This window comes from Lentzea sp. NPDC054927 (genome assembly GCF_053610285.1).
The window spans coordinates 238896-262402 of sequence record NZ_JBSGXZ010000004.1 but is presented as its reverse complement, the minus strand read 5'-3'; the positions used below and the strand labels follow the sequence as shown (position 1 = coordinate 262402).

At 69.5% G+C, this 23507-nt stretch carries 23 protein-coding genes; 6 read left to right on the top strand and 17 right to left on the bottom strand.

Annotation, left to right across the window (positions count from 1 at the left end; all coding sequences use genetic code 11):
- Window positions 1–5: 5 nt before the first annotated feature.
- The 4 genes from serS to ACWGE0_RS09415 form a co-directional block, all read right to left on the bottom strand.
- On the bottom strand, window positions 6–1256 hold the full coding sequence (gene serS, locus ACWGE0_RS09430; RefSeq protein WP_452260428.1) for a serine--tRNA ligase: 1251 nt from the start codon (window positions 1254–1256) through the stop codon (window positions 6–8).
- An 80-nt stretch (window positions 1257–1336) separates the two neighbouring features.
- Window positions 1337–1792 (bottom strand): DUF350 domain-containing protein, encoded by a 456-nt coding sequence (locus tag ACWGE0_RS09425; protein WP_319967276.1) that lies wholly within the window; start codon window positions 1790–1792, stop codon window positions 1337–1339.
- Window positions 1793–1814: 22 nt separating this feature from the next.
- Window positions 1815–2978: a glutathionylspermidine synthase family protein gene (locus tag ACWGE0_RS09420; protein ID WP_319967275.1), complete on the bottom strand. Its 1164-nt coding sequence runs from the start codon at window positions 2976–2978 to the stop codon at window positions 1815–1817.
- A 5-nt stretch (window positions 2979–2983) separates the two neighbouring features.
- Window positions 2984–3631 (bottom strand): hypothetical protein, encoded by a 648-nt coding sequence (locus tag ACWGE0_RS09415; RefSeq protein WP_452260427.1) that lies wholly within the window; start codon window positions 3629–3631, stop codon window positions 2984–2986.
- 192 nt (window positions 3632–3823) lie between these two features.
- On the opposite strand from ACWGE0_RS09415, the gene ACWGE0_RS09410 reads away from it, so the two are divergent.
- Both ACWGE0_RS09410 and ACWGE0_RS09405 read left to right on the top strand, forming a co-directional pair.
- On the top strand, window positions 3824–4843 hold the full coding sequence (locus ACWGE0_RS09410; RefSeq protein ID WP_452260426.1) for a septum formation family protein: 1020 nt from the start codon (window positions 3824–3826) through the stop codon (window positions 4841–4843).
- Window positions 4840–5190, top strand: a complete 351-nt coding sequence (locus tag ACWGE0_RS09405) for a metallopeptidase family protein (RefSeq protein ID WP_319967272.1) — start codon at window positions 4840–4842, stop codon at window positions 5188–5190. Before ACWGE0_RS09410 ends, ACWGE0_RS09405 begins: the two co-directional genes overlap by 4 nt.
- 226 nt (window positions 5191–5416) lie before the next feature.
- On the opposite strand, the gene ACWGE0_RS09400 is transcribed toward ACWGE0_RS09405, so the two are convergent.
- Window positions 5417–6016 carry a histidine phosphatase family protein gene (locus ACWGE0_RS09400; RefSeq protein WP_452260425.1) on the bottom strand — a complete coding sequence of 200 codons (600 nt, stop codon included), beginning with the start codon at window positions 6014–6016 and terminating at the stop codon, window positions 5417–5419.
- Entirely contained in the window at window positions 6013–6903 is an 891-nt protein-coding gene (gene pheA / locus ACWGE0_RS09395; RefSeq protein WP_452260424.1) for a prephenate dehydratase, read from the bottom strand. The genes ACWGE0_RS09400 and pheA overlap by 4 nt, the downstream gene beginning before the upstream one ends.
- A gap of 147 nt (window positions 6904–7050) precedes the next feature.
- On the opposite strand from pheA, the gene ACWGE0_RS09390 reads away from it, so the two are divergent.
- A complete protein-coding gene (locus ACWGE0_RS09390) occupies window positions 7051–7569 on the top strand; it encodes a macro domain-containing protein (RefSeq protein WP_452260525.1) in 519 nt (172 codons plus the stop codon).
- A 74-nt stretch (window positions 7570–7643) separates the two neighbouring features.
- On the opposite strand, the gene ACWGE0_RS09385 is transcribed toward ACWGE0_RS09390, so the two are convergent.
- On the bottom strand, window positions 7644–8138 hold the full coding sequence (locus tag ACWGE0_RS09385; protein WP_319967269.1) for a GNAT family N-acetyltransferase: 495 nt from the start codon (window positions 8136–8138) through the stop codon (window positions 7644–7646).
- A gap of 61 nt (window positions 8139–8199) precedes the next feature.
- Between ACWGE0_RS09385 and ACWGE0_RS09380 the strand changes: the two genes are divergently transcribed.
- A complete protein-coding gene (locus tag ACWGE0_RS09380) occupies window positions 8200–8817 on the top strand; it encodes a response regulator (protein WP_452260423.1) in 618 nt (205 codons plus the stop codon).
- Here the strand turns inward: ACWGE0_RS09380 and ACWGE0_RS09375 are convergent.
- From ACWGE0_RS09375 to ACWGE0_RS09360, 4 genes are read right to left on the bottom strand one after another with little or no spacing between them, the layout of a single operon-like run.
- Window positions 8795–9901 carry a GAF domain-containing sensor histidine kinase gene (locus tag ACWGE0_RS09375; RefSeq protein WP_452260422.1) on the bottom strand — a complete coding sequence of 369 codons (1107 nt, stop codon included), beginning with the start codon at window positions 9899–9901 and terminating at the stop codon, window positions 8795–8797. The genes ACWGE0_RS09380 and ACWGE0_RS09375 overlap by 23 nt on opposite strands.
- 5 nt (window positions 9902–9906) lie before the next feature.
- Window positions 9907–12900 (bottom strand): thiol reductant ABC exporter subunit CydD, encoded by a 2994-nt coding sequence (cydD, locus tag ACWGE0_RS09370; protein ID WP_452260421.1) that lies wholly within the window; start codon window positions 12898–12900, stop codon window positions 9907–9909.
- A gap of 20 nt (window positions 12901–12920) precedes the next feature.
- Window positions 12921–13889, bottom strand: a complete 969-nt coding sequence (gene cydB / locus ACWGE0_RS09365; RefSeq protein WP_452260420.1) for a cytochrome d ubiquinol oxidase subunit II — start codon at window positions 13887–13889, stop codon at window positions 12921–12923.
- A 12-nt stretch (window positions 13890–13901) separates the two neighbouring features.
- On the bottom strand, window positions 13902–15356 hold the full coding sequence (locus tag ACWGE0_RS09360) for a cytochrome ubiquinol oxidase subunit I (RefSeq protein ID WP_452260419.1): 1455 nt from the start codon (window positions 15354–15356) through the stop codon (window positions 13902–13904).
- A 331-nt stretch (window positions 15357–15687) separates the two neighbouring features.
- Between ACWGE0_RS09360 and ACWGE0_RS09355 the strand changes: the two genes are divergently transcribed.
- Window positions 15688–16266: a TMEM165/GDT1 family protein gene (locus ACWGE0_RS09355; RefSeq protein ID WP_452260524.1), complete on the top strand. Its 579-nt coding sequence runs from the start codon at window positions 15688–15690 to the stop codon at window positions 16264–16266.
- A gap of 3 nt (window positions 16267–16269) precedes the next feature.
- Here ACWGE0_RS09355 and ACWGE0_RS09350 read toward each other — a convergent pair whose 3' ends face one another.
- Window positions 16270–16719 carry a MarR family winged helix-turn-helix transcriptional regulator gene (locus ACWGE0_RS09350; protein WP_452260418.1) on the bottom strand — a complete coding sequence of 150 codons (450 nt, stop codon included), beginning with the start codon at window positions 16717–16719 and terminating at the stop codon, window positions 16270–16272.
- Window positions 16720–16793: 74 nt separating this feature from the next.
- On the opposite strand from ACWGE0_RS09350, the gene ACWGE0_RS09345 reads away from it, so the two are divergent.
- The gene (locus ACWGE0_RS09345) at window positions 16794–17147 is read left to right on the top strand and encodes a cupin domain-containing protein (protein WP_452260417.1); all 354 of its coding nucleotides are present in this window, start codon (window positions 16794–16796) and stop codon (window positions 17145–17147) included.
- Window positions 17148–17152: 5 nt separating this feature from the next.
- Here ACWGE0_RS09345 and ACWGE0_RS09340 read toward each other — a convergent pair whose 3' ends face one another.
- The 5 genes from ACWGE0_RS09340 to ACWGE0_RS09320 all read right to left on the bottom strand — a co-directional run bounded on the left by ACWGE0_RS09340 (window position 17153) and on the right by ACWGE0_RS09320 (window position 23474).
- Window positions 17153–17314 carry a hypothetical protein gene (locus ACWGE0_RS09340; protein ID WP_452260416.1) on the bottom strand — a complete coding sequence of 54 codons (162 nt, stop codon included), beginning with the start codon at window positions 17312–17314 and terminating at the stop codon, window positions 17153–17155.
- A 35-nt stretch (window positions 17315–17349) separates the two neighbouring features.
- Window positions 17350–19485, bottom strand: coding sequence for a DUF5682 family protein (locus tag ACWGE0_RS09335; protein ID WP_452260415.1), 2136 nt, complete (start codon window positions 19483–19485; stop codon window positions 17350–17352).
- A complete protein-coding gene (locus ACWGE0_RS09330; protein WP_452260414.1) occupies window positions 19478–20563 on the bottom strand; it encodes an ATP-binding protein in 1086 nt (361 codons plus the stop codon). Before ACWGE0_RS09330 ends, ACWGE0_RS09335 begins: the two co-directional genes overlap by 8 nt.
- 40 nt (window positions 20564–20603) lie before the next feature.
- Complete coding sequence (locus ACWGE0_RS09325) at window positions 20604–22106, bottom strand: DUF5691 domain-containing protein (protein WP_452260413.1); 1503 nt, start codon at window positions 22104–22106, stop codon at window positions 20604–20606.
- Window positions 22107–22310: 204 nt separating this feature from the next.
- Window positions 22311–23474 (bottom strand): SWIM zinc finger family protein, encoded by a 1164-nt coding sequence (locus ACWGE0_RS09320; RefSeq protein WP_452260412.1) that lies wholly within the window; start codon window positions 23472–23474, stop codon window positions 22311–22313.
- Window positions 23475–23507 lie beyond the last annotated feature (33 nt).

Here is a 23507-nt window from a genome sequence, read left to right as displayed (position 1 = left end):
TCTGTCTAGCGGGGCTTCAGCACGTCCGTGCCCATGTACGGCCGCATGGCCTCGGGGACCGTGATCGAGCCGTCCGCGTTCTGGTGGTTCTCCAGGATCGCGACGATCCACCGGGTCGTGGCGAGCGTGCCGTTGAGCGTGGCCGCGATCTGCGACTTGCCGTTCTCGTCCCGGTAGCGCACGTTCAACCGGCGCGCCTGGAACGTGGTGCAGTTCGACGTCGAGGTCAGCTCGCGGTACTTCTGCTGGGTCGGCACCCACGCCTCACAGTCGAACTTGCGGTGCGCCGACATGCCGAGGTCGCCGGTCGCCGTGTCGATGACGCGGTAGGGCACCTCGATCTTGGCGAGCATCTCCTCTTCCCACCCGAGCAGCCGGGCGTGCTCCGCCTCGGCGTCCTCCGGCTTCACGTACGAGAACATCTCGACCTTGTTGAACTGGTGCACGCGGATGATGCCGCGGGTGTCCTTGCCGTACGAACCGGCCTCACGGCGGTAGCACGACGACCAGCCCGCGTACCGCTTCTCACCGTCGAGGATCTCGTCGGCGTGGTAGCCGGCGAGCGGCACCTCCGACGTGCCGACGAGGTACAGGTCGTCGTCGGGCAGGTGGTAGATCTCGCTCGAGTGCGCACCCAGGAACCCGGTGCCCGCCATGATCTCCGGCCGCACCAGCGTGGGCGTGATCATCAGGTCGAAGCCGTTGGCCGTGGCCTGCGCCGCCGCCATGTTGAGCAGCGCGAGCTCCAGCTGCGCGCCGACACCCTTGAGGAAGTAGAACCGGCTGCCGCCGACCTTGGCCCCGCGCTCCATGTCGATCGCGCCGAGACGAGTGCCCAGGTCGAGGTGGTCGAGCGGCTCGAAGTCGAACTCGCGCGGCTCACCGACCGTCTTGACGACCACGAAGTCGTCCTCGCCACCGACCGGCGCGTCCGGGTGCACCAGGTTCGGGATCTTGCCCAGGAGCTCGTTGACCAGTTCGCTGGTGGAGCTCTGCTCGGCCTCGGCGGCCTTGACCTCGGCGGCCAGGTCCTTCGCTTTCACCAGCAACGCCGTGCGCTCGTCACCCTTGGCCTTGCCGACCTCCTTGCCGAGCACCTTCTGCTCGGCGCGCAGGGTGTCCGCGCGGGAGATGGCGGAACGCCGGCGCTCGTCCGCGGACAGCAGGGCGTCGACGACGCCTTCGTCCTCGCCACGGGCGCGCTGCGACGCACGCACAGTCTCCGGGAACTCGCGCAACACCTTGAGGTCAATCACCCTGAAAAGGGTAGACCCCACCTGTTCCGCAACTCACGCGGATATCCAGGTGGGGCCGGACGAGCTGGGGCGAGCGCGGACTAGATGATCGCCACGCCCACCACGAGGCCGAGCGCCACGTGCGCCGCGGCCACGACGACCGAAGCGGGCGCGAAGCGGTCGGACTCGATCAGCGCGCCGATGTCCAGCCGGGTCACCCACTCCAGCAGCCGGACGGCCGCCACCTGCACGATGATGCCGACGATGCCGTAGATCAGCGCCGACAGCAGGCCTTCGCTGAGCTTGCCCTGCGCGCTCCAGATCGCCACGACGATGATCAGGGCCATCGAGACCAGCCCCGACGCGGTGACGATGACCGCGTTCGGTGCACCGTTGCGGACCAGGGCGGACAGCTTGCCCGGCGTCGTCCAGTCGATCGCGTAGAAGCCGAAGACCATCAGAATCAGGCCGACGACGGCGTACAGCGCGATCGCACCGATGTTCCCGACGATGACTCCACCGAAGCCGGGGTCCAACGCGAGCTGCTGCTGGGTCATTGTGCTGTTCCCTTTCGGAGTCTTACTCAACAATTCGATGCGGCACGAACGCCGCGCCATCGTCGGTCACGAGACCGACCGTTTCCCGGATGCCGAGGCCGGCCGACGTGTCGCCGACGACCCAGGCGCCCAACGCGGGGCGGTAGCCGTCGAAGTCCGGAAGCGGATCGAACAGCTGGTACACGAAACCTTCTTTGCCGTACACGCCACCGGTCTGCGTTTCGTAGCCCGGAGCGACGATCTGGATGTTCGACCCCTCACGACCGAGCAGCGGCTTGCGCACGTACTCGGTGAGCATGCCGGGGTCGTTCAGGTAGGCCGGGAGCAGGTTGGGGTGGCCCGGGTACATCTCCCACAGGATCGCGAGCAGCGCCTTGTTGGAGAGCAGCATCTTCCACAGCGGCTCGACCCACAGGGTGCCGGGCAGCGACTCCACGGCGTGGCGGCCGAACTGCTCCTCGACCACCCACTCCCACGGGTAGAGCTTGATCACCGTGTTCATCGGGGACTCTTCGAGGTCGACGAACCGGTTGAGCAGCGTGTCCCAGCCGATGTCCTCGATCGCGAGACCCACGGTGTTCAAGCCAGCCTCGGCGGCCGTCTCCTGCAGGTAGGCGACCGTGAGGTGGTCCTCGCCGGACGGGTCGGCACCGGACCAGCTGAAGTGCACCTCGCTGGACGGCAGCTTGGCGCCGACCTCGGTCCACCGGGCGACCAGTTGCTCGTGCAGCGAGTTCCACTGGTCGTCGTCCGGGAACACGTCGGTCTTCCAGTGCCACTGGATGATCGCGGCTTCCAGCAGTGACGTCGGCGTGTCGGCGTTGTACTCGAGCATCTTCGCCGGGCCGGAACCGTCGTAGCGCAGGTCGAAGCGCCCGTAGACGTGCGGGTCGCGGCGCCGCCAGGACTCGGCGATGTGCGGCCACACCCACTCGGCGATGCCGAAGTCGCGGTACCGCTCGGTGAGCACCACGTTGTCCACCGCGTCGAGGCACATGGAGTGGAGCAGCTCGACGTCGGCTTCGAGCGACAGGATGTCGCTCATCTCGAACACGTAGTGCACCGACTCGTCCCAGTACGGGCGGTCGGCGCCGTTCGCGTACTTCGCGGGCAGCCCGAAGACCATCCCCTGGTCCGCGACCGTGCGTTGCCAGTTCGGCCGCGGTTGCGAGGTTTCACGACGCAACGGGGTCAGCCTCCGCTGCTGGACGAGCCGCTGCTGACGCCGAACCCGCCGCGCTGGACGGACGTGCCCGACTTCGTCGTGACGTTCGCGCCCTTCGGGACCGTGTAGCTGCCACCGACGGCCTTCTGCCCGACGTTGCCGGAGCTGCCGTAGTTGTACCGGTACGAGCTGCCGCCGATGTAGATGAAGCCGCCGCTCGTGTACCCGCCGTGGCTGCGGTAGTACGACTCGTCGCAGTAGTCGTCGTCGACGATCACGTTGTTCGAGTCGGTGCACTGCGCCGTGACGTTCTTCGGGCTGGCAGCCGCGTACCAGATCGCGACCAGCGCGACCACGCCCACGGTGACACCGCCACCGATGAGCCAGCGCTTGCGCGTCTTGCGCTTCTTCTCGAAGGCGGCGGACTCGGCGGCGAACCGCTCCTGCTGCGCCTTCAGCGCGGCGGCACGAGCGCGTTGCTCGGCGACCGTCGCCTGGCGCGGCTGCGTCACACCTGCCTGCTGCTCACGCATGCGGCCCTTGCCCTTGGCGGGCGCGTTCGGCTGCGGAGCCGGCTGGTAGGCAGGCGGCTGTTGCGGTTGGCCGGGCGGCCCCGACGGCTGCCCCGGCTGGGGCGTCGGCTGGCCGGGTCCTGGCAAGTTGTTGTCAGTCATCACCACTCCCGCGGGCAAGGTACCTAGCGACTCGGCTGATTCGCGGCTGATTGAGTGACGAGTGTCCTAATAGCAACACTCCACCCAACCCGGCGCACAGCCGTCTCACACGGCACGGGCATCATGGATGAGATGTCTCCGAGCGCCGGTTGGTTGAGTCGATCTGGTCACATCCGCGACACGCGGCTTGTGATGGTCGGCGCTTTCGTGGGCGCGTTCGGCTTGTTGATGTTGTCCACGTTCACCTCGGTGCTGGCCGGCGGACCGCTCTCGATCAAGCGCGAACAGGTCAACGCGGCCTACCAGGCAGCGGCGGGCGAGTGCCTGAACTGGGAAAAGGCCGATCTGTCCGACGCGCAGAAGGTCGACTGCTCGGCTGCCCACAAGTTCGAGGTCACCGGCACGGCGGACATCGCGGGCGCCTATCCGAAGGAAGCGCCGTTCCCGACCCCGGAGGTCTGGGAAAAAATTTCTCAGGAGAACTGCGCCCAGGCCGTCACCACCTACATGGCCGGCAAGCTCGACCCGGACGGCAAGTACGGCGTCAGCACGCTCAACCCCGACGAGAAGCGCTGGTCCGGCGGCTACCGCGAGATCCGCTGCGGCCTGCAGGTCACCGCGCCGTCCGGAGCCCCCCTGCCGTCGTTCGGCAGCGCCAAGAGCCAGGACCAGTCGAACGTGTACGACCCCGGCGTGTGCGTCGCCCTCGGCGAGAAGAACACGGTGGGTGACCCGATCGACTGCGCCAAGCCGCACGCGTTCGAGATCGTCGGCGTTGTGCAGCACCCCGAGGGCGAGTTCCTCGCGATCGAGAAGCAGGACGCCGTGATGCTGGAGAAGTGCGCGGCGGTCGCGGCCGAGTACACCGGCGGCGCGGACCTGAGGGCCAAGGGCCTGCTCATCACCTGGGACACCCGCTCGGACAAGAGCTGGGCCGTCGGCTCCCGCAAGGCCAACTGCAAGGTCGGCGCCGTCCCCCAGGGCGAGAACCTGGTGGCGTGGGAAGGCACCGTCCGCAACCCCAACGGCGCCCCGCTGACCACCTCGAACCCGCCGCAGACCACCTCGGTCAAGGCCCAGGCCGAGCCGACCGGCGCCCCGCTGCACTCCGAGTCAGGCCAGCCGCCCTCGGAGTCCGGCAAACCCTCAGACTCGGGCAAACCCGACAAACCGTCGTCCAGCGCGCCCACCACCACGACGGAGAACCGATGACCGTCGAGATGACCAGGGCCCGCTTCGACGAACTGGTCGAAGAGGCGCTGGACATGGTCCCGCCCGACTTCATGCACGCGATGAACAACGTCGTGGTGCTGGTCGAGGACCGCAACCCCGACGAGCCGTCCCTGCTCGGTCTCTACCAGGGCATCGCGCTGACCGAGCGCAACACCGACTACGGCGGCACGCTGCCCGACCACATCTTCATCTACCGCGAGGCGATCCTCGACATGTGCGACACCGAGGACGACGTCGTGGAGGAAGTGATCATCACCGTGGTGCACGAGATCGCGCACCACTTCGGGGTGGACGACGCCAAGCTGCACGAACTGGGCTGGGGCTAGCGCTCACCGCTCCGCGGACGTGCTGAGATCGTGATGCGTCCAGCTGCTGGCGAAACGGCTGGTCACGACGGTCTTACGTCGCGGGCGTAGTCGACGAACCGCAGCGGAGGCAGGCGACAGAATCCGCAGCGTTTCAACGCTTTGGGAGTCGCTACGTCCCGGAAGTCGTCCCGGACACGATCCAACGAGCTGGGGCTGGGGCTGGGGCCAGCGAAGGGATAGACCCCTACGGCTGAACTTCGACGCCCGCCCACGACCGGCACACCCAGCCGTCGCCCTCGGTCTCCAGCACCACGACCCCGGTGTTCGGCAGCAGGTTCTCCGCCAGTTCCACCGGCACGTTCGACGCCAGTGCCAGCGCGCCCATCCGGCCGGCGCCGCCGTGGGTCACGACCATGACCGTGCCGTCGCGTTCGATCGACTTGATGGCGCCCAGGAACCGGTCCAGCACCTGCTGCCCGGACTCGCCGCCACCGGGAAACGCCACGTCCAGCGCGCCCTCGGCCCACTTGATCACGGTTTCCAGGTAGGTCTTGTAGGCCTCGGTGTCGTTGCGGCCTTCCAGCGAGCCGACCTGGATCTCCTCCACGCCCTCCAGGATCTGGACGGGCAGGCCGAAGCGTTCGGCGGTGGGGGCGGCGGTCTGCTGGGCGCGCAGGCCGATGCTGGCGTAGACGGCGGTGACGTCTTCGAGGGCCAGCGTGTCGGCCAGTTCGCGGGCCTGCTTCTGGCCCAGTTCGGTGAGCGGGGGACCCGGCATGGCCGTGTCCAGCTTGCGTTCGATGTTCGACGCCGTCTCACCGTGCCTGACCAGCAGCAACCTCACCCGCGCTCGCCCTTTCTGACAGCATCGACCCAAGCGGCTGCTGCGGCGAACTCGTCGTTGTGAGCCTCAACGGGCTCCCGGTCGGCCTTCGGGAAGGACCCGAGGAACCTGACTTCGCGCGAGTGTCGGTGCAGCGCGGCCAGCGCGTCACCGATCCTCGGCTCTGCGATGTGCCCCTCGACGTCGATGTAGAAGCGGTACGTCCCCAGTTTGCCCTTCTGGGGACGTGATTCGAGGCCGGTGAGATTGATGCCACGCAACGCCAGCTCGGTGAGCAGCTCGGACAGCACTCCCACGCGGTCAGGGGTGGTCACGACGACGCTGGTGCGGTCTGCTCCGGTCGGCGCAGGCAGTTGGCCCGGCCGGCGCAGCAGCAGGAACCGGGTGCGCGCGTCGGCCACGTCCAGCACGTCCGTCGCGAACTCGTGCAGCTCGTAGTGGTTGATCGCGACCGGTGCGGTCACGGCGGCGTCGAACTCGCCGCGTTCCACGGCGGCCGCGGCGGCAGCGGTCGACGAGGTCGCGATCGACGTGACGCCGGGCAGTTCGGCCGCGATCCACTCGCGGACCTGGGCCAGGGCGTGCGGGTGGGAGGCGATGCTGCGGATCTCGGTGGTGCCCGGCCGGACCAGGACGCTGAACCGGACGTCCAGCACGGTCTCGGCCACCGCGACGACCGGCTCGTCGCGCACGAGGGCGTCCAGGGTCGCGGGGACGGCGCCCTCGACGGAGTTCTCGATCGGCACGCACGCGAACTCGGTCTCACCCTTGCGCAGCGCTGCGATCGCGAGCGGGATGGTCTCGGCCGGGACGAGTTCACCCTCGAAGCGGGAAGCTGCCTGCTCGGTGAAGGTGCCCTGTGGTCCGAAGTACGCAATGCGCGGCATCAGGTCAGCGTAGTGCGGCGATCAGAGGCGCAAATCACGCCTGTGTCTACCGCCAAACCTGGGTTCCGTCAGGACCGTTCGAACTGGAATGCTTGGGGCGTGCCCGTTCTAGCGCCTGAACTCGTGTTGTGCGCGGTCGACGAACCGATGGCGAACGCCTGGCTCGCCGTCGCGGACGGACGCACCGGGGTGAGGGTGCATCGCGGCTCCGTGCTGGACATCCACGCGCAGGCCATCGTCAGCCCGGCCAACTCGCAGGGCTGGATGCGCGGCGGTATCGACGCCGTCTACGCCACCGCCTTCCCCGACGTCGAGACCAACGTCCGCAGCGCGGTCCTCACCCTCCACGGCGGCGAGCTGCCCGTGGGCGAGGCGCAGATCGTGGCGACCGGCGAGACCGAGCCGGCGTGGCTCATCAGCGCGCCGACCATGCGCCGGCCCGGCGAACGGCTGCCGGTCGACACCGTCCACCCGTACCTGGCGGCGCGCGCGGTCCTGCGGCTCTGGCTCGAAGGACGCCTGGAGGACGGCACGCCGGTGCGCGACGCCGTCCACACCATCGCGATGCCGGGACTCGGCACCGGGGTGGGAGGCGTCGCGCCGTCCACCTGCGCCCATCAGGTCGCCGCCGCGTGGGACGAGGCGTTCAACCCGCTCCACGTCTGACCACAGCTGTGCACAGAAGTTGTGCGCACAAACTTGTGCACAACCCTGTGGACAGAGCTGTGGATGCTTGTGGACTACTGCCGTGGCGCGACCCATCGTTCGAGGTCGAGCTCATCTGTGATGGGGATGCCGAAATCCCCAACGGCGGGGATCTCCGGCTTGAGCTTGCGGGCTTCCCGCACGGCGTCCGGTCTCAACGCCGACAGCTTGAACCCGCGCCGCTGGTAGAAGCGGATCGCGTCGAGGTTGTCGTTGGTGGTCGTCAGACGCACCCGGTTGCACCCGAGTGTGCGCGCCTGGCGAACCGCGGCGTCGACCAGCGCGGTGCCGACGCCGCGGCCCCGCCGAAGTGCGTCGATCGTGACGATCTCCAGCTGGTGGTTCGCCACCGCGTAGGTCAGCAGACCCAGCACCTGGCCCTGCTTCTCCACGAGGAAGCCCGGCAGACTCGCCGGGAAGAACACCTCGCCGTGCGCGACGGCGGTGTGCGCTCCCCATAGCTCGAGAACCAGTCGGGCGACAACTATGCGATCTGCTTCCTCGACCGGTCGTACCGAGCCTTCTGCCATGACAAGAACTGTGCCAATTTGAGTCACCCTCAGGAACAGCCATTCGACGTACGGTGGATTCGTGCCAGTGCGCGTTTTGTTGGTTGACGATCACGAAGTAGTGCGCAGAGGACTGCGCGAGATGCTCGACGACGAGACGGACATCTCGGTCATAGCCGAGGCCGGATCCGTCGACGAGGCAATGACACGGGCCCAAAAGACACCGCCCGATGTGGCGGTTGTGGACGTTCAGCTGCCCGACGGCAGCGGCGTCGACCTGTGCCGATCGTTGCGGGACCTTGGCATCCGTTGCCTCGTGCTGACCGCATTCGACGACGAAGAAGCTCTGGTCGGGGCCATCATGGCCGGTGCGTCGGGCTATCTGCTCAAGCAGGTTCGCGGCCAGGACGTCGTCACGGCCGTGCGGGAGGTCGCGGCTGGACGGTCCCTTCTGGACCCCGCGACCACAAGCCGAGTACTCGAACGGATGCGCAATCCGGCCCCGGTCGGCCTCACCGACCAGGAACAGCGCGTGCTGGAACTGATCGGCGAGGGCCTGACGAACCGCCAAATCGGTGAACGGCTCTTCCTCGCGGAGAAGACCGTGAAGAACTACGTGACGTCCGTGCTCTCGAAACTCGGCATGGAACGACGGACGCAAGCCGCCGCATGGGTGGCTAAACGGGGACGGACCAGGTGAGCGTCGTCCCGTTCGGCGAACTCACGACCCGGAAATCGCCACTCGCGGCCTTCGCCCGTTCGGCGAGATGCCGCAATCCGCGCTGAGTCACGCCGGACGGGATGCCGCACCCGTTGTCCGCGACGCGCAGCAGCAGATGCTTCTCGTCGCGCCGTACGTCGATCTGGAGGTGTGTCGCGCCTGAGTGCCGCACGACGTTCGACAACGCCTCTCGCAACGCCGCCCGCGCGTCGTCGGCGTGGTTGCGCGGCACGTTCGCCAGGTCACCGGACACGTGCAGGCGCGGCGAGAATCCGAGCAACTCGCCGGCCGTGCGGACCTCGGCCTTGATCGAGTCGTGCAGGTCGGCGGAGTCGGCCGGGTCGGTGTTGCGCAGCTTGCGGACGGTCGCACGGACCTCGGCGATCGTCTCGTCGACGAGGTCGACGGCCTCGTTGATCCTGGCGCGCTGACCCGAGTCGAGCTTCTTGCCCAGCCGCCGTTCCAGCAGGCTGAGCTGCACGCCGGCGCCGTAGAGCCGCTGGATGATCACGTCGTGCAGGTCGCGGGCGATCCGTTCGCGCTCCTCGTAGACCGCGACGCGCTGCCGTGCCGTGAAGCCCTCGGCCAGCACGACGGCGAGGCCTGCCTGAGCCGCGAACGCCGACAGCACGTCCACCGTCTCCTGCGTGAACGGCGGTTTGTCGCGCCTGCGGTACACGGCCAAGGCACCGATCTTGCGGTCCGACGTGCCGAACGGCGCCACGGCGAACGGCCCGTAGCCGCGCAACGCCGGTGGCACGTACGGGGCCGTGCGCGGGTCGTTCGTGACGTCGTCGGCCATCACCGGGACCCCGGTGCGCGCGGCCTTCGCGGCGGCACTGCGCGGGCTGAGCGTGGCGACGACCGGTTCGCCGCTGGACGCTTCGACGGTGAGCGTGCCGTCGTCATCCTCCGTGGCGAGCATGGCCAGCCCGAGGTCGGCGTCCGCGATCTCCGCGGCCGCCTCCACCACGAGCCGCAGCACGTTCTCCGGGTCTTCCAGCGCCGCCGACGTGATCTCGGTCGACGCGACGAGCACGCGCCGCGCCAGGGAGGGGTCCATGGTCCTCAACGGTATGCGGGTGTGCCGAGGTCCAGCACCAGGTCCGCCCTCGCCGCCTCGTCCGGGCGGTGCGTGATGTGCAAGATCGTCCTGCCGTCGCGCCTGAGCTGCTCCAACAGCGTGCGGGCGGTCGGTTCGTCGAGGTGCGCGGTGGGTTCGTCGAGCAGCACCACGTCGGCGTCGTGCAGCAACGCCCTGGCGAGCGCGAGCCGTTGCGCCTCGCCACCCGACACCTGATCAGGCCGGATCACCGTGTCGAGCCGGTCCACCCAGTCCGGCAGGCAGGCCTTCCGCAACGCGTCCTTCAGCTGTTCGTCGTCGTGCGCACCCGACATCCGCAGGTTCTCCCTCACGGTCGTGCTGACCAGCATCGGTTCCTGCGGGCACCAGGTGGCCCGCGGCAGCTCGACGATCCCCCGCTCCGGCTGGAGGAAGCCCAGGAGCAGCGCGAACAGCGTCGACTTGCCGCTGCCCGACGGTCCGACGATCGCCACGTGCGTGCCTGGCTCGATGTTGAGGTGGAGGTCTCGCAGCGTCGGCTCGGTCGCGCCGGGCCAGCGGACGTCGACGTTCTCCAGCCGGATCCGCTTGCCGCGCGGCTGCTCGGGGCGTTCCGGCGCGTCGAACTGGAGCCGCGCGCTGGCCTCCTGGAGTGCCCTGCGCTGCTGAGCCGCGAGCGGCAACGCGGCCAGCGGTTCGGCCAGCGCGAGCGGGACCAGGCCGAGCACCGGGTTGCCGGTCGTGGCGCAGACGAGGGCCGCGACACCGGTCGCGAGCAGGACGATCGCCGTGGCCGCACCCGTGCCAAACGCTTGCTTGCGGGTCTCCCCCGCGAGCTCGACGTCCTCGGCGTGCAGCTGCGCCAGCAGGCGGTGGTGGGCGTCGTGCGCGAGGAGATCCGGTGCGGCGACGAGTGCGTTGATCGTTTCGCGGGCGACCTGACGGCGGCCCCTGGCGAGCTTCGTGCTGGCCCGGCGCTCGGTCCAGACCGCGACGGCCGGCGCGGCGAGCCCCGCCGCGAGGAGCAGGCCACCCAACGTCAGAGCCGCAGCCGGGTCGATGAACGCGAACAGGATCGTGGTCGCGATGCCCGCCCCGATCGCCACGACCGGCGGCACCAGCACGCGCGGCACCAGGTCGCGGACGGTGTCCGTGTCCTCGACCAGCCGTTGGAGTCCGTCGCGACGTTGGGTCCGCACGAGCCGCAACCACAGCTCGGCGCGGAGGTCCGTCGCGAGCTTGAACGCCTCGTGGTGCGTGACCAGCCGTTCGACGTACCGCAGCACGCCCTTGCTCAACGCGAACGTCCGCACGCCCACGACCAGCACCGACAGCGTCAGGATCGGCGGCATCTCGGCGGCGCGGGCGATCAGGTGGGCAGCCAGCGCGGTCAGCGCGATGCCCGCCACGGCCGCCAGCACGCCCAGCCCAGCGCCCTTCCACGGGATCGGCAGCCGCTTCGGGCGTTCCTGCTGCGTCTCCTCGGTGACGACCCTGGCGAACGTCTCCTCCTCCGTCGCCTCCTTCTCGCGGTGCGAGGCGAGGACAACGGCGGCGGTAGCACTGGCTCTCTTGATCGCTTTGTCGACTTTGCGACTTGTCACCGGGTCGAGGTGCGCGGTCGGTTCGTCGAGCAACAGCACCGTCGCGCCGTGACGAACCCTCAGCAGGGCGCGCGCGACTGCGACGCGTTGGCGTTCGCCGGTCGAGAGGTCGGTGATCTGGCGATCGAGGAGATGGGCGGCCACGACCTCGTGCGCGACCTGCTCGATGTCGTCGGCGCCCGGCACCGTGAGCTCCAGCTCGGCCCGCGGTGTGGCAGCGGCGAACGCGGGCTTCTGCGGCACGTAGGCGATGTCGCCGGCGACGAACGCGGTGCCGTCCGTCGGCTCCAGGAAGCCCAGGAGCACCTGGAACGTCGTCGACTTGCCCGCCCCGCTCGCGCCCTCGAGTCGATAGATCTCCCCCGGCCGCACGTCGAAGCTGATGCCGTCCGGAGCGAACCCACCGCGCCTCAGAACACGCAGGTTGTCGACGTGGATCGAGCCGCCGGGGAGACGCGGCCGGGTCTTGTCTTCGTGATCGACGACCTCGGCGACCCTTCTGACCGCTTCGAGACCGTCCTCGCTGGCGTGGTGAGCGGCTCCGGCGGCGCGCAACGGCAGGTAGCACTCGGGCGCCAGGATCAGCACGACCAGCGCGGTCATCAGCGTCATGTCGCCGTGCACGAGCCGGACACCGACGCCGACCGCGATCAACGCGACCGAGAGCGACGCCGCGATCTCCAGGACCAGCGCGGACAGGAACGCGATCTTGAGCGTGCCCATGGTGGCTTTGCGGTGCTGCTCACCGATCTGCTTCACCGCCGTGGCCTGCTGCTTGGCGCGGCCGAAGACGGTGAGCACCGGGAGCGCCCGGAGGAGTTCGAGGAGCTGGGCCGACAGGAGTTCGGTGACATCGGCGGCCTTCTGCACGCGCTTCTCGGTGTACCAGCCGATCAACGCCGCGAAAACCGGGATCAACGGCACCGTGATCGCGATCAGGACGGCCGACGGCCAGTCCGTGAAGAGGATCCACGCGCCGGCCAGCGGCGGCACGATCACCGCGGTGACCAGCGCGGGCAGGTAGCGGGTGAAGTAGGCGTCGAGCGCGTCGAGGCCCTTGGTCGCGAGCACCGACAGCTCGGCCGTGCCGCGGTCGGCGATCCAGCCGGGACCGCGTTCGAACGACTTGGCCAGCAGCTGGGTGCGCAGCTCCTCCTTCGCACCGGCGGCGGCACGGGCGGCGGCGCTTTCCGTTGCCCACGAAAGACCTGCGCGCGCCAGGATCGCCACGGCGAGCAGCGGAAGGCCTTCGCGGGTCGTGATCACCGACGCCAGCGCGACGGCCTGGGCGACGAGCGCCAGGGCGTTGAGGAACGCCAGCGCGCCCACCCCGACGAGGGCGCGCCTGGCGTTCTTCGAGAGCTGGGGCAACGCACCCAGCGGGCCTCTTCTCATGTCAGTGCGCTGTGCTCCACTCATTGGGCTGGGATGTGCTTGACGCCGATGCGCTTGCGGAACACCCAGTAGGTCCAGCCCTGGTAGACGAGCACCGCGGGCGTGCCGAACCCGGCGACCCAGGTGATCACCTGCAGCGTGTACGGGCTCGATGCGGTGTTCGCGACCGTGAGCGACCACGCGTCGTTCAGCGTCGAGGGCAGGACGTTCGGGTAGAGCGAGCCGAACAGGATCGCGACGCTCGCCGCGATCGCGAGTCCCATCAGCGCGAACGACTGGCCGTCGCGGTTCGCGAGCAACCGCCACATCGCGGCTGCGAGCACCAGCACGACCACACCGGCCCAGAGCCCGGCGACGATCGCGAGCAACGCGACCAGCGGCAGAAGTGCCACCGGCGCCAGCATGAGCGCGACCCGACGCGCCCGTTCGCGGATCTCGCCCTCGGTCTTCAACGCGGTGAACACCGCGCCGTGCACCAGCGCGTAGCCGGCAAAGGCAAGCGCGCCAACGATCGTGTCGAGCCGGATCGCCGCGAAGGCAGAGCCCACGCGGTCACCGTTCGCGTCGATCGGCAGGCCCAGAACGGTCGTCGAGATCAGCAGGCCGACGCACAGCGTGGCGATCCACGAGCCGGCGACGATCGTGAAGTCCCACGCCCTGCGCCAGCGCGGGTTGTCGACCTTGCCGCGGTAGTCGAACGCGACCCCACGTCCGATCAGCGCGATCAGGAACAGGGTCAGCGGCAGGTACGCGGCGCTCAACAGCGCCGCATACCAGCCGGGGAAGGCCGCGAACGTGGCACCGATCGCGACGATGAGCCACACCTCGTTGCCGTCCCAGACCGGCCCGATGGTGTTGATCATGACCCGGCGTTCGGCGTTGTCGCGGCCCAGAACGGGCAGCAGCATGCCGACGCCGAAGTCGAAACCTTCGAGGAACAGGTAGCCGAGCCACAGCACGGCGATCAGTACGAACCAGAGCGTTTCCACGTCGCCTCTCCCCTAGTACGCGAACGCCAGGGCGCCGTCGTCGGTCTTCTGGGGCAGTACGCCGGGTATCCCGCCTCTGACGTACTTGCGGATCAGGTAGAACTCCACGACCGCCAGCACGCTGTAGACCGTGGTGAGCGCGATGAGCGAGGTCAGGATCTCGCCGGGGGTGCTGTTCGAGACCGCCTGCGCGGTGAACATCCAGACACCGTCCACACCGGACGGATTCGGCACCACCACGAACGGCTGCCGTCCCATCTCGGTGAAGATCCAGCCGAAGCTGTTGGCGAGGAAGGGCGTCGCGATGCCGGCGAGGCCGAGACCCGGGAACCACCATCCGGTGGGCGTCCGGTTCCTGCGGGTCAGCCAGAGCATGAAGACGCCCAGGCCGGCCGAGATGCCGCCGAACCCGATCATCAACCGGAAACCCCAGTACGTCACGGGAAGCGCGGGCACGTAGTCGATCGGCTTGCCACTGAGCTCACCCAGCCGTTCGTCGACGGGGTAGAACTCCCCGTACTTCTCCTGGTACATCGGGACCAGGTCCTGGATGCCCTTGACCTCGCTGCTGAAGTCGTTGTGCGCCAAGAAGCTCAGCAGTGCGGGCACCGTGATGCTCTTGACGTTCTCGCAGTCGGGCCTGGTGACGTCGCCGACCGCGAAGATGCTGAAGCTCGCGGGCTGTTCGGTGTGGCACAACGCTTCCGCGGCTGCCATCTTCATCGGCTGCTGCTCGAACATCAGCTTGCCCTGCCAGTCACCGGTGATCGCCAGCGCGCTGAACGCGACCACACCGACCCAGGTGCCGAGCTTGAGCGAGCTGCGCCAGACGCGTTCCTCCTCCGACTTGCGGTAGAGGTGCCAGGCGGCGATGCCCACGAGGAACGCGCCGGCCACCGCGAACGCACCGGCGATGGTGTGCGGGAAGGCGGCGAGCACCGTGTTGTTGCTCAGCACGGCCCAGATCGAGGTGAGGCGCGGGCGGCCCTCGTGCAGCTCGATGCCGACCGGGTGCTGCATCCACGAGTTGGCGGCGAGGATGAAGTACGCGCTGGCCATCGTCGCGAGGCTGAACGCCCAGGCGCAGGCGAGGTGGACCTTCTTCGGCAGCTTGTCCCAGCCGAAGATCCACAGGCCGAGGAACGTCGACTCGACGAAGAAGGCGACGATCCCCTCCATCGCGAGCGGCGCGCCGAACACGTCACCGACGAACCGCGAGTAGGCGCTCCAGGCCATGCCGAACTGGAACTCCTGCACGATGCCCGTCACGACACCCATGGCGAAGTTGATCAGGAGGAGCTTCCCCCAGAACTTCGTCATCTTGTAGTAGCGCTCGTTGCCGGTGCGCACCCACGCGGTCTGCATCGCCGCGACGAGCAGCGAAAGGCCGATCGTCAGCGGCACCATCAGGAAGTGATAGACGGTGGTGATGCCGAACTGCCACCGCGCGAGTTCGAGTACGTCCACGTCTCCGAGACTAGGTCTGGATCATGGCGTCCATCAGGTACGACGGTCCTGTCCCTGGTCGGGACCAAGGTCCCGTGCGCGAAGTCACGCCTTTCGGGTGACATGCGTCGGTTACGATGGATGCGCCAGAGGGGAGTAGTTCCCGCCGGAGTGCTTGGCCGGTGGCGTGGAGATCGACATACTGATCCGCCTTCGAGTGGATCCGGTCCCACACCCGATGAGTCTGTCGGGCGAACGAGACCTCCGGCCGGGTTGCAGCATGCCCGGTCGGGGTCTGTTGCGCCTCCGTCCGGGTTCGTATTCGGACGTGGAGGACCTCGTGGCCACTTCAATGCTCGCGTTCATCACCGCCTTCGCGGTGGTGTTCCTCGTCGAGCTCCCAGACAAGACCATGGTCGCGACCCTGGTGCTGACCACGCGTTACCGCGCCTGGCCGGTGTTCACGGGCGTCGTGCTGGCCTTTGCCGTGCAGAGCGTGGTGGCTGCCGCGTTCGGGTCGGCCATCACCCTGCTCCCGGACCGCGTGGTCGCCGGCGTCGTCGCGCTGCTCTTCGGCGTGGGCGCGTTCTTGCTGTTGAAGGAGGGGTTCTCCCGGGAGGAGGACTCCGCCGACGAGGCCGGGACACGTGCTGCCGTGCCGTTCTGGCGGGCGGCTCTGACGTCGTTCGGCGTGCTGTTCGCAGCCGAGTGGGGTGACGCCTCGCAGCTCGCGACCGCCGGGATCACCGCTCGGTACGGGGCGCCGTTCGCGGTCGGGCTCGGGGCCTGGCTGGCGCTGGTCGCGGTGGCCGGGCTGGCGGTGCTGGTGGGGCGGAAGCTCGCCGGGCGGTTGCCGACGCACTGGATTCAGCGGGTGGCCGGGGTGATCTTCACCGGACTCGCGCTGGTGGCGTTGTGGCAGGTGTTCTAGCGGCTACCAGACCGGGCGCAGACCCGGCTGGTCCTCGCCGTGGACGTGCGCCAGGTACGCGGCGAGGCCGGTCTTGATGGTGGCGAGCGTGTCGGCCCCGATCGCCTCGGCCATCTCACCTTCGAGGTCCGACCACAGGCTGTCCGCGAACTTCAGGTAGTCGCGACCCTTCGTGGTCAGCGTGACGTACTGCGCCCGCTTGTCCGTCGGGTGCGGTTCGCGCAACACGTAACCCCACTCGTCGAGCTCGTTGACGATCTTCGCGGCCGCCTGCTTGGTGACGCCCAGGTGCTGTCCGATGTCGACGGTCGTGGCGCGCCTGGCCTTGAGGAACCGGAAGACGTAGCCGTGGGCCGGCCGCAGCGGTTCCAGGCCGATCTGCCTGAGGCGGTCGTGGAACTGGTCGCCCATGGCGCGGTACGTCATCGCCAGCAGCATCGGCACCGGGTCCATTGCACAACTCCTAGTAGACAACCTGGTTGACCTTATTCTATGGTTGGACAACTTGGTTGACTACCTTGGAGGTTGTGTTGCTGGTTACGGGGGATTCCGCGGAGCTGTTCGAGTTCGGTGGGTTCGAGTTCCGGCCGCTCGCCGTGCCGTCGCGCGGCAGCACCGAGGTCCTGTTGTGGACCGTTGACGTGCCGGAAGGGGGCGATGGGACGCCGCACTCCGCTTCGAAGGAGGAGGTGTTCTACGTGCTGTCCGGGTCGGTCACGATCCAGGGGCAGACGGCAGGGGTCGGTGACGTGATCGTGGTGCCGCCGAACACCGAGCTGTCGTTGACGGGCGGGCCAGCGCGGGTGCTCGTCGCCACCTCGGTGGGGATCAAGGGCACGCTGGCCGACGGGCAGACGATCACGCCGCCCTGGTCGGTCTAGTCGGGCTAGTTCGACGGCGAGCCCTCTTCCGGAGGCTCCGGCGCGGTGTCCGGGACCTCTTCGCGCAGGTCGCGGGCGAACTTCTTGGCCTCGTCGATGAGTTCCTGGGACTCGTCGAGGCGGCTCTCGTCGGGCGCGGTGAGGTGCGTTTCGTCCGGTGCGGTCACGGCTCTGGGATTGGCGGATTCGATGATCGCCAAACTCAGGCCAGGAGACTCCGGACGTGGGCGGCGAGACGTTCCGCGATCTCCAGGTCCCACTCGTCGTCGGAGGCCGGTTGAGGGGTCTGGCCCGCGACGACGCGTTCGCCGAGCAGGCGCCGCTCGGCGGGCGTGAAGTCGGTGATGGCACGGCGGAGCAGGGGCAGCGCGTCGTCGAACGCGGCGCCGCGCAGGCCCGACAGCCACTCGTCGATGAGGCCGAACAGCCTCGGGTCGGCGGCCAGGAGGGTGGCAGAGCCTCTGAGGAAGCCGGCCACGAACGCCGTGGCGACCGAGCGGTGCAGGCGGGCGGCCACGTCGTCGCTGGTCAGCTCCCCCGCTTCCCAGAGCAGGCGGGTGGCTCTGCCGGTGGGGAGGCCGTGGGCTTCCGCTTTCACGAGCGCGCGCAGGGCTCGCCACCAGGTCTTCTGGTGGTCCTCGTCGGCGGCCAGGCGGGTGGCCTCGTGGGCGCCGTCGACCACGCCCAGCGCGTGTTCGGCGGTTTCGTCGTCGACGTTGCGGCACGCGAGCGGGAGACCGACGGCGCCTCGGGTGAGGAGGCCGTGCAGGGCCACGCGCAGCAGTTCCGGGTCGGTGCCGCGGACCGAGCCGTAGCGGACCGTTCTGGCCAGGTCCGGCAGGGCGGCGAGCAGTTCGAGGGCGTCGGTGGCCATGGCCGCGCACCGGTCGAGGGCGTTGCGGGCCTCGTTCACGGCGGCGGGGAGTTCGCAGCCGACGGACTTGCTCAGGGTCGCGGCGGCGTCGGCCACTCGGGTGGCGTCCTGGGCGGCTTGGGTGAGGACGTTCTCCGCCGCTGTGTGGACGGTGGTGCCGTGGCGGGCCGCGACTGCCACGGACACCGCGAAGATCGGGTCCCAGCGCAGTTGCCAGACCTCGGCGAAGGTGCCGAGGGAGTTGGAGCGGTCCGGTTTGCCCCACGGGACGCCGAGAACTTCCAGTCGTTGCAGGAGTTTCGAGCGTTCGCGGTCGGTGTCCTTGCGGAGGTCCAGCTTCAGCTGCTTGGGCTGGACGTCCGCGGCGAGACGGAGTTTGCGTTGCAGGCGTTGGAGATCCGCGGCCAGCGGGGAGCGCGGAACGGCCTCGCCGACCTCGCCGAGGCGTTCGCCCACGACGAGTTTGCGGTGGACGAGTTGCAGCGGGACCTCGTCGCCGCCGCAGAGAACGGCCAGCGCTGCTTCGTTGACCTCGTTCAGGCCCGCTGACGGGCGTTCCCTCAGTGCGGCAAGGGTTTCCGCGAGCCGGACGGCTTCCACCGCGCTGGCCGTGGAGGCGGGGAGGTCTTCCGCGCGCAGGACGGCGGCGGCTTTCGCGAACCAGCGCGGAACCACGTCGTCCTGGTGCTGCCAGAGGTGCGCGTACCAGCCAGGTGAGTCGACACCGGCGCCGTAGCCCGACTCGGCGGCGAGCTGGCCGTGGCTCCACGGCACCCACGTGCCCGAGATCCTGCGGCGGCGCATGCCTTTCAGCAGTGCGGTGTCCGCGGTGACTGTCGGTTTGGTGAGCAGTGCCGGGACGTGCCACGCACCGCAGACGACAACGATGGGACCGTCGGTTTCCTTGCGCGCCTTGCGGATCGTCTGACGCATGAACGCTTCGCGACGGAGCGTGCGTTCGCCTACTTCGTCCTCGAACTCCTTGCGGACGGCGACCATGGCCTCGGCGATGGCGTTCGCGAGGTCGATCGGGTCGCTGGCGCTGTGTTCTACGACGTCTTCCCACCAGCGTTCGGGATCGTCGAAGCCCGCGGCCTCGGCGAGCAGGCCGATGGGGTCGACGTTGCCGCTCGGGCCGTCGTCGCCGATCGACGCGGCCGCCGGCAGGTCGAAGAAACGGGCCTGGACACCGTTCTCGTCGGCGTAGCGGAGTGCTTGCCACTCCGGGGAGAACTCCGCGAACGGCCAGAACGCCGCATTCTCCGGGTCGGCCTCGTCGTGCAGCAGGATCGCGACCGGCGGCGTGAGGGCGTGGACGTGTTCGAGGAGCGCGTCGGCTTCCGGCGGCCCCTCGATCAGGATGAGCGCCGGTCGCGTCTGTTCGAGCGCTCGCTTGACCATCCGGGCCGAGCCGGGGCCGTGGTGCCGGATGCCGAGGAGGACCGGCCCGTCGGGCTCAGTCACCGCTGACGTCCAGGCAGGCACGGTAAAGGTCACGCCACTCGGCGCGCTCCTTCAGCACCGTCTCCAGGTACTCCTGCCACACCGTCGCGTCCGACACCCGGTCCTTGATGACGGACCCGATGAGCCCGCTCGCCAGCTCGTCCGCGCCCAGCGTGCCGTCGCCGAAGTGGCCTGCGAGCGCCATGCCGTTCGCGATGACCGAGATCGCCTCGGCCGTGGACAGGCTGCCGCTCGGCTTCTTGAGCTGCGTGCGACCGTCCACAGTGGAACCGTTGCGCAGCTCCCGGAAGATCCGCACGACCCGGCGCACCTCGTCCAGCGCGGGCGGTTCCGCGGGCAGCTGGAGCGCCTTGCCGAGCTGCTGGGCGCGGGTGATGACGATCTCGACCTCGGCGTCCTCGGTCGCGGGCGGCGGCAGCACCACGGTGTTGAAGCGCCGCGCGAGCGCCGACGACATCTGGTTCACGCCGCGGTCGCGGTCGTTGGCCGTGGCGATCACCGTGAAGCCCGGCACGGCCTGGACCTGCGTGTTCAGCTCCGGGATCGGCAGCGACTTCTCGCTCAGGATCGTGATGAACGAGTCCTGCACCTCGGCCGGCATGCGGGTCAGCTCCTCGACCCTGACGACCGCGCCGCTCTGCATGCCCTTCATGACCGGGCTGGGCACGACCGCGTTCTCGCTCGGCCCCTCGGCGATGAGCCGGGCGTAGTTCCAGCCGTACCGGACCTGGTCCTCGCTCGTACCCGCGGTGCCCTGGACCACGAGCGTCGAATCGCCGCTGATCGCCGCCGCGAGATGCTCCGACAGCCACGACTTGGCGGTACCCGGCACACCCACGAGCAACAACGCCCGGTCGGTGACCAACGTGCCGACCGCGACCTCGACCAAACGCCGCGCGCCCACGTACTTCGGGCTGATCACGGTGCCGTCCGGAAGCGTCCCGCCCAGCACGTAGGTGACCACGGCCTGCGGAGACAGCCGCCAGTTGGGCGGCCGCTGCCGGTCGTCCTGGGCCGCGACGGCCTCCAGCTCGGCGGCGTACTGCTGTTCGGCCGTCGGCCTGAGCACGGCGGTCACAGTGGGCCTCCTGGGTTCGGGTACCTCGAAGTGTGGTGGGTCACTGAGAGTCGTCGGCCGGTGGGGAGTCGTCGGCCGGTGGGGCGAAGGACTCGCGCAGGCGGATGCGGAGCCGCAGGACCTCGAGTTCGAGGGAGTTCTCCGGCCACCGCCGGGTCAGCCCCTCCCAGTTGGCACCGAGCAGATCCGCGTCACCGCGCGCCAACAGCACCGCGGGCGGCCGCCCCGAACGCCAGCGCGGGTCGGGCAGGGCGGCGTAGCGGTGCAGGAGAGCGCGGGTGGTCTCGGGCGACCACGGCGCCGGGAGCTGGGCGCAGGCGTGGTCGAGGAGGTCGTAGTGCCAGTTGACCGAGACGGCGACCACCGCCTGCTCGGCGACGCTCGCGGGCAACGCCGCCAGCATCTCGAGCTGCTCCATGCCGGTCAGCGTCTCGGCGGCGGCCGCGGCCCAGGGACGCGGATCGGTGGCGGCGGCCAACTGGTCGGCGATGCCCCGCAGGAGCGCGCCGGCCCACGGACCTCGTCGCAGCACGTTGGCCGCCTTGGCGTCGGTGGTCTCGAGGCGAGCGATCCAGTACCGCGGCGGAACGCTGGCAGCCGCGGCCCGGATGCGCCCGGCCACGCCCTTCTCCGACCCGTCCCGCATGAGGTCGCGCTGCTCGGCGAGGTCGGGTTGCGAGGTCCACAGCTCGTCGGTCTGGACGTCGAACCCGTCGTCCGTCAGCCACAACCCCTGGCCGAGGCGGTCGGACGCCCTCGTGGCCAGCGCGGAGGCCGGCAGCTTGCGCAGGAGGCGAAGGGCCTCGTCGTGGACGGCGGCGGCGCGGTCGTCAAGGGCCTCTTCCAGGAGCTCTTCGTCCGCAGGGCCGAGGCCGGTCTCGAGGGCGCTGATCAGGACCTGGCGGTCGGCAGAACGGCGGGAGGCTTCGAACTCCGCCTTGATGAAGGCGCCGACGCCTTCGGGGTCGGCCTTGCGCTTGCGGCGGAGTGCGCGGACGCGTTGGGCGCTGGGGAGGTCGAGGATCTCGTCGAGGGGAACTTCCTCGGTGAGCGGGCTGGCACCGCTCGCCCAGGCCCAGCCGAGGCGGGTGTTGGCGAGCCAGCGGCCTCGCGTGCCGAGGACCTCGACAACAGCCGCCCGCAGACCTGGCCGGGCCGTGCCCATGGCCAGCAGGGCCGGGAGCATGCGGTGCTCGGCCACAACGCCGTTGGCCTTGGCCAGGGCGCACCACTCGGTGAGCAGGACCTCGTCGTCGACGCTCATGATCGCCTCGAGGACGGCCCTGGCAGCGGGCCGGGGCAGGTGCGCGGGTTCTGGTGGGGCCGGGGGCAGCGGGTCGGCGGCGACCTCCTGCGGGAGCGTGGCGCCGAACGCGGCCACGCCGAGGGCGGCGCAGTCGGAGAGCAGCTCGGTCGGGGAGCCGCCGCCTCGGGTGGTGCCGATGAGGAGGTCTTGGACGGTCTTGGACCACTCGGCCTTCACGCCACCACCCCCGGGATGCGGCGGGAGGTGGTGCAGGACGGCCTTGGACCACTCAGCCACCACACCGCCACCCCTAGGACGCGGTGAGAGGCGGCGCTGGACGGCCTGGACCACTCGACCTTCACGCCGCCACCTCCGGGATGTGGTGGGAGGTGGTCGAGCGGCGGGACGACACGACGGTCACGCCACCGTCTCCGCATCGCCGTCCAAGACGATCGCGGGAGGCTGGCGGCCGCGCAGGCAAGCCGGGTGTGTGTGCGGTGGTCATGCCACCACCTCCAGGGTGCCGGCCAGGGTGATGGCGCCGACGCGGAGTGCGTGGCCGTCCCACAGGCCCCAGGCGTCGAAGGGGGCGCCGCCCGTCAGCGCCAGGGCCATGTCCAGGCCGCTGTCGTCGCGCACGGGCAGGCCGTGGCCTGAGGCGTCCACCAGCGAGGTGCCGCACAGGCGGACCGAGGCGCAGCCCAGTGGGAAGAGGCGTTGCCACGGGTCGGCCATCAGCATGGGCTCGAGTGAGGCCAGTGAGGTGCGCCAGGACGGTGGGGCCGGGACCGGGTCCGGGGCGCGGGAGCCGGCCAGGTCGCCCAGGGCCACGCGGTCTGAGCCCGGGTAGGGGTGGACCTCGGCTGAGGACTCCAGGCCGTGGGGCAGCAGCGGTACGGGGGCGCCTACGGCCGAGTGGCGGATGGCCACCACCCAGCGGTTGGTCTGGCGGCCCCAGCACCACTGGCGGACGGTGCGGACTCGGCCGTCGTCGGTTTCCAGGCGCAGCAGGGCCACCCAGCGGTCGGAGACGCCTGGTGTGGCGCGGACGGTTTCTTCCGGGACGGTCACGCCCAGGCGGGAGCGTGGTTGGACGAAGCACAGCAGGTGCAGGCCGCCCAGGCGGTCGGCCACGTCGGAGGTCCAGCGCGGGCCCGAGCGGGCGACGATCTCCTGGATCTCGGCCACCGCGGCGGCGACGCCGGGGACCTGGGCGTCGATCATGCGGGCGATGAAGGCCTGCCACCACGAGGCGGGACGGCCGGGCAGGGACGCCACGCCTGCGGAAGCCACGTCGAGCAGCCAGTCGCGCAGGCCCTCGATGCCGGAGGACATGGCGGCGGCGCGGTTGGCCGCTGTCTTCTCCCGAGCACGGACGCGCCGGGCCACGGCTTCGGGCGAGGAGTCGAGCTCACGGGCCGCGCGGCGCTGGGTCCACTCCTCGACCCAGTCGGGCGGGAGGGCGTCCGGGATGTCGAGTTCCTGCAGGCTCACGGCGTGCTTGCAGGGGAACTTGCGGGACGGGCACGTGCACTTCGCGGAGCCTGCGGCCAGGTCGACGCACACGCGGTACGGCATGCTGCCCGAACCCGTGTAGAGGCCCCACAGCACCGGCAGGGCCTTGCCCAGGCCCTGCCAGCGCATCGGAACGGCTCGTGTCCTCACGGAACCAAACTAGCGAGGACCCCCGACAGAAAA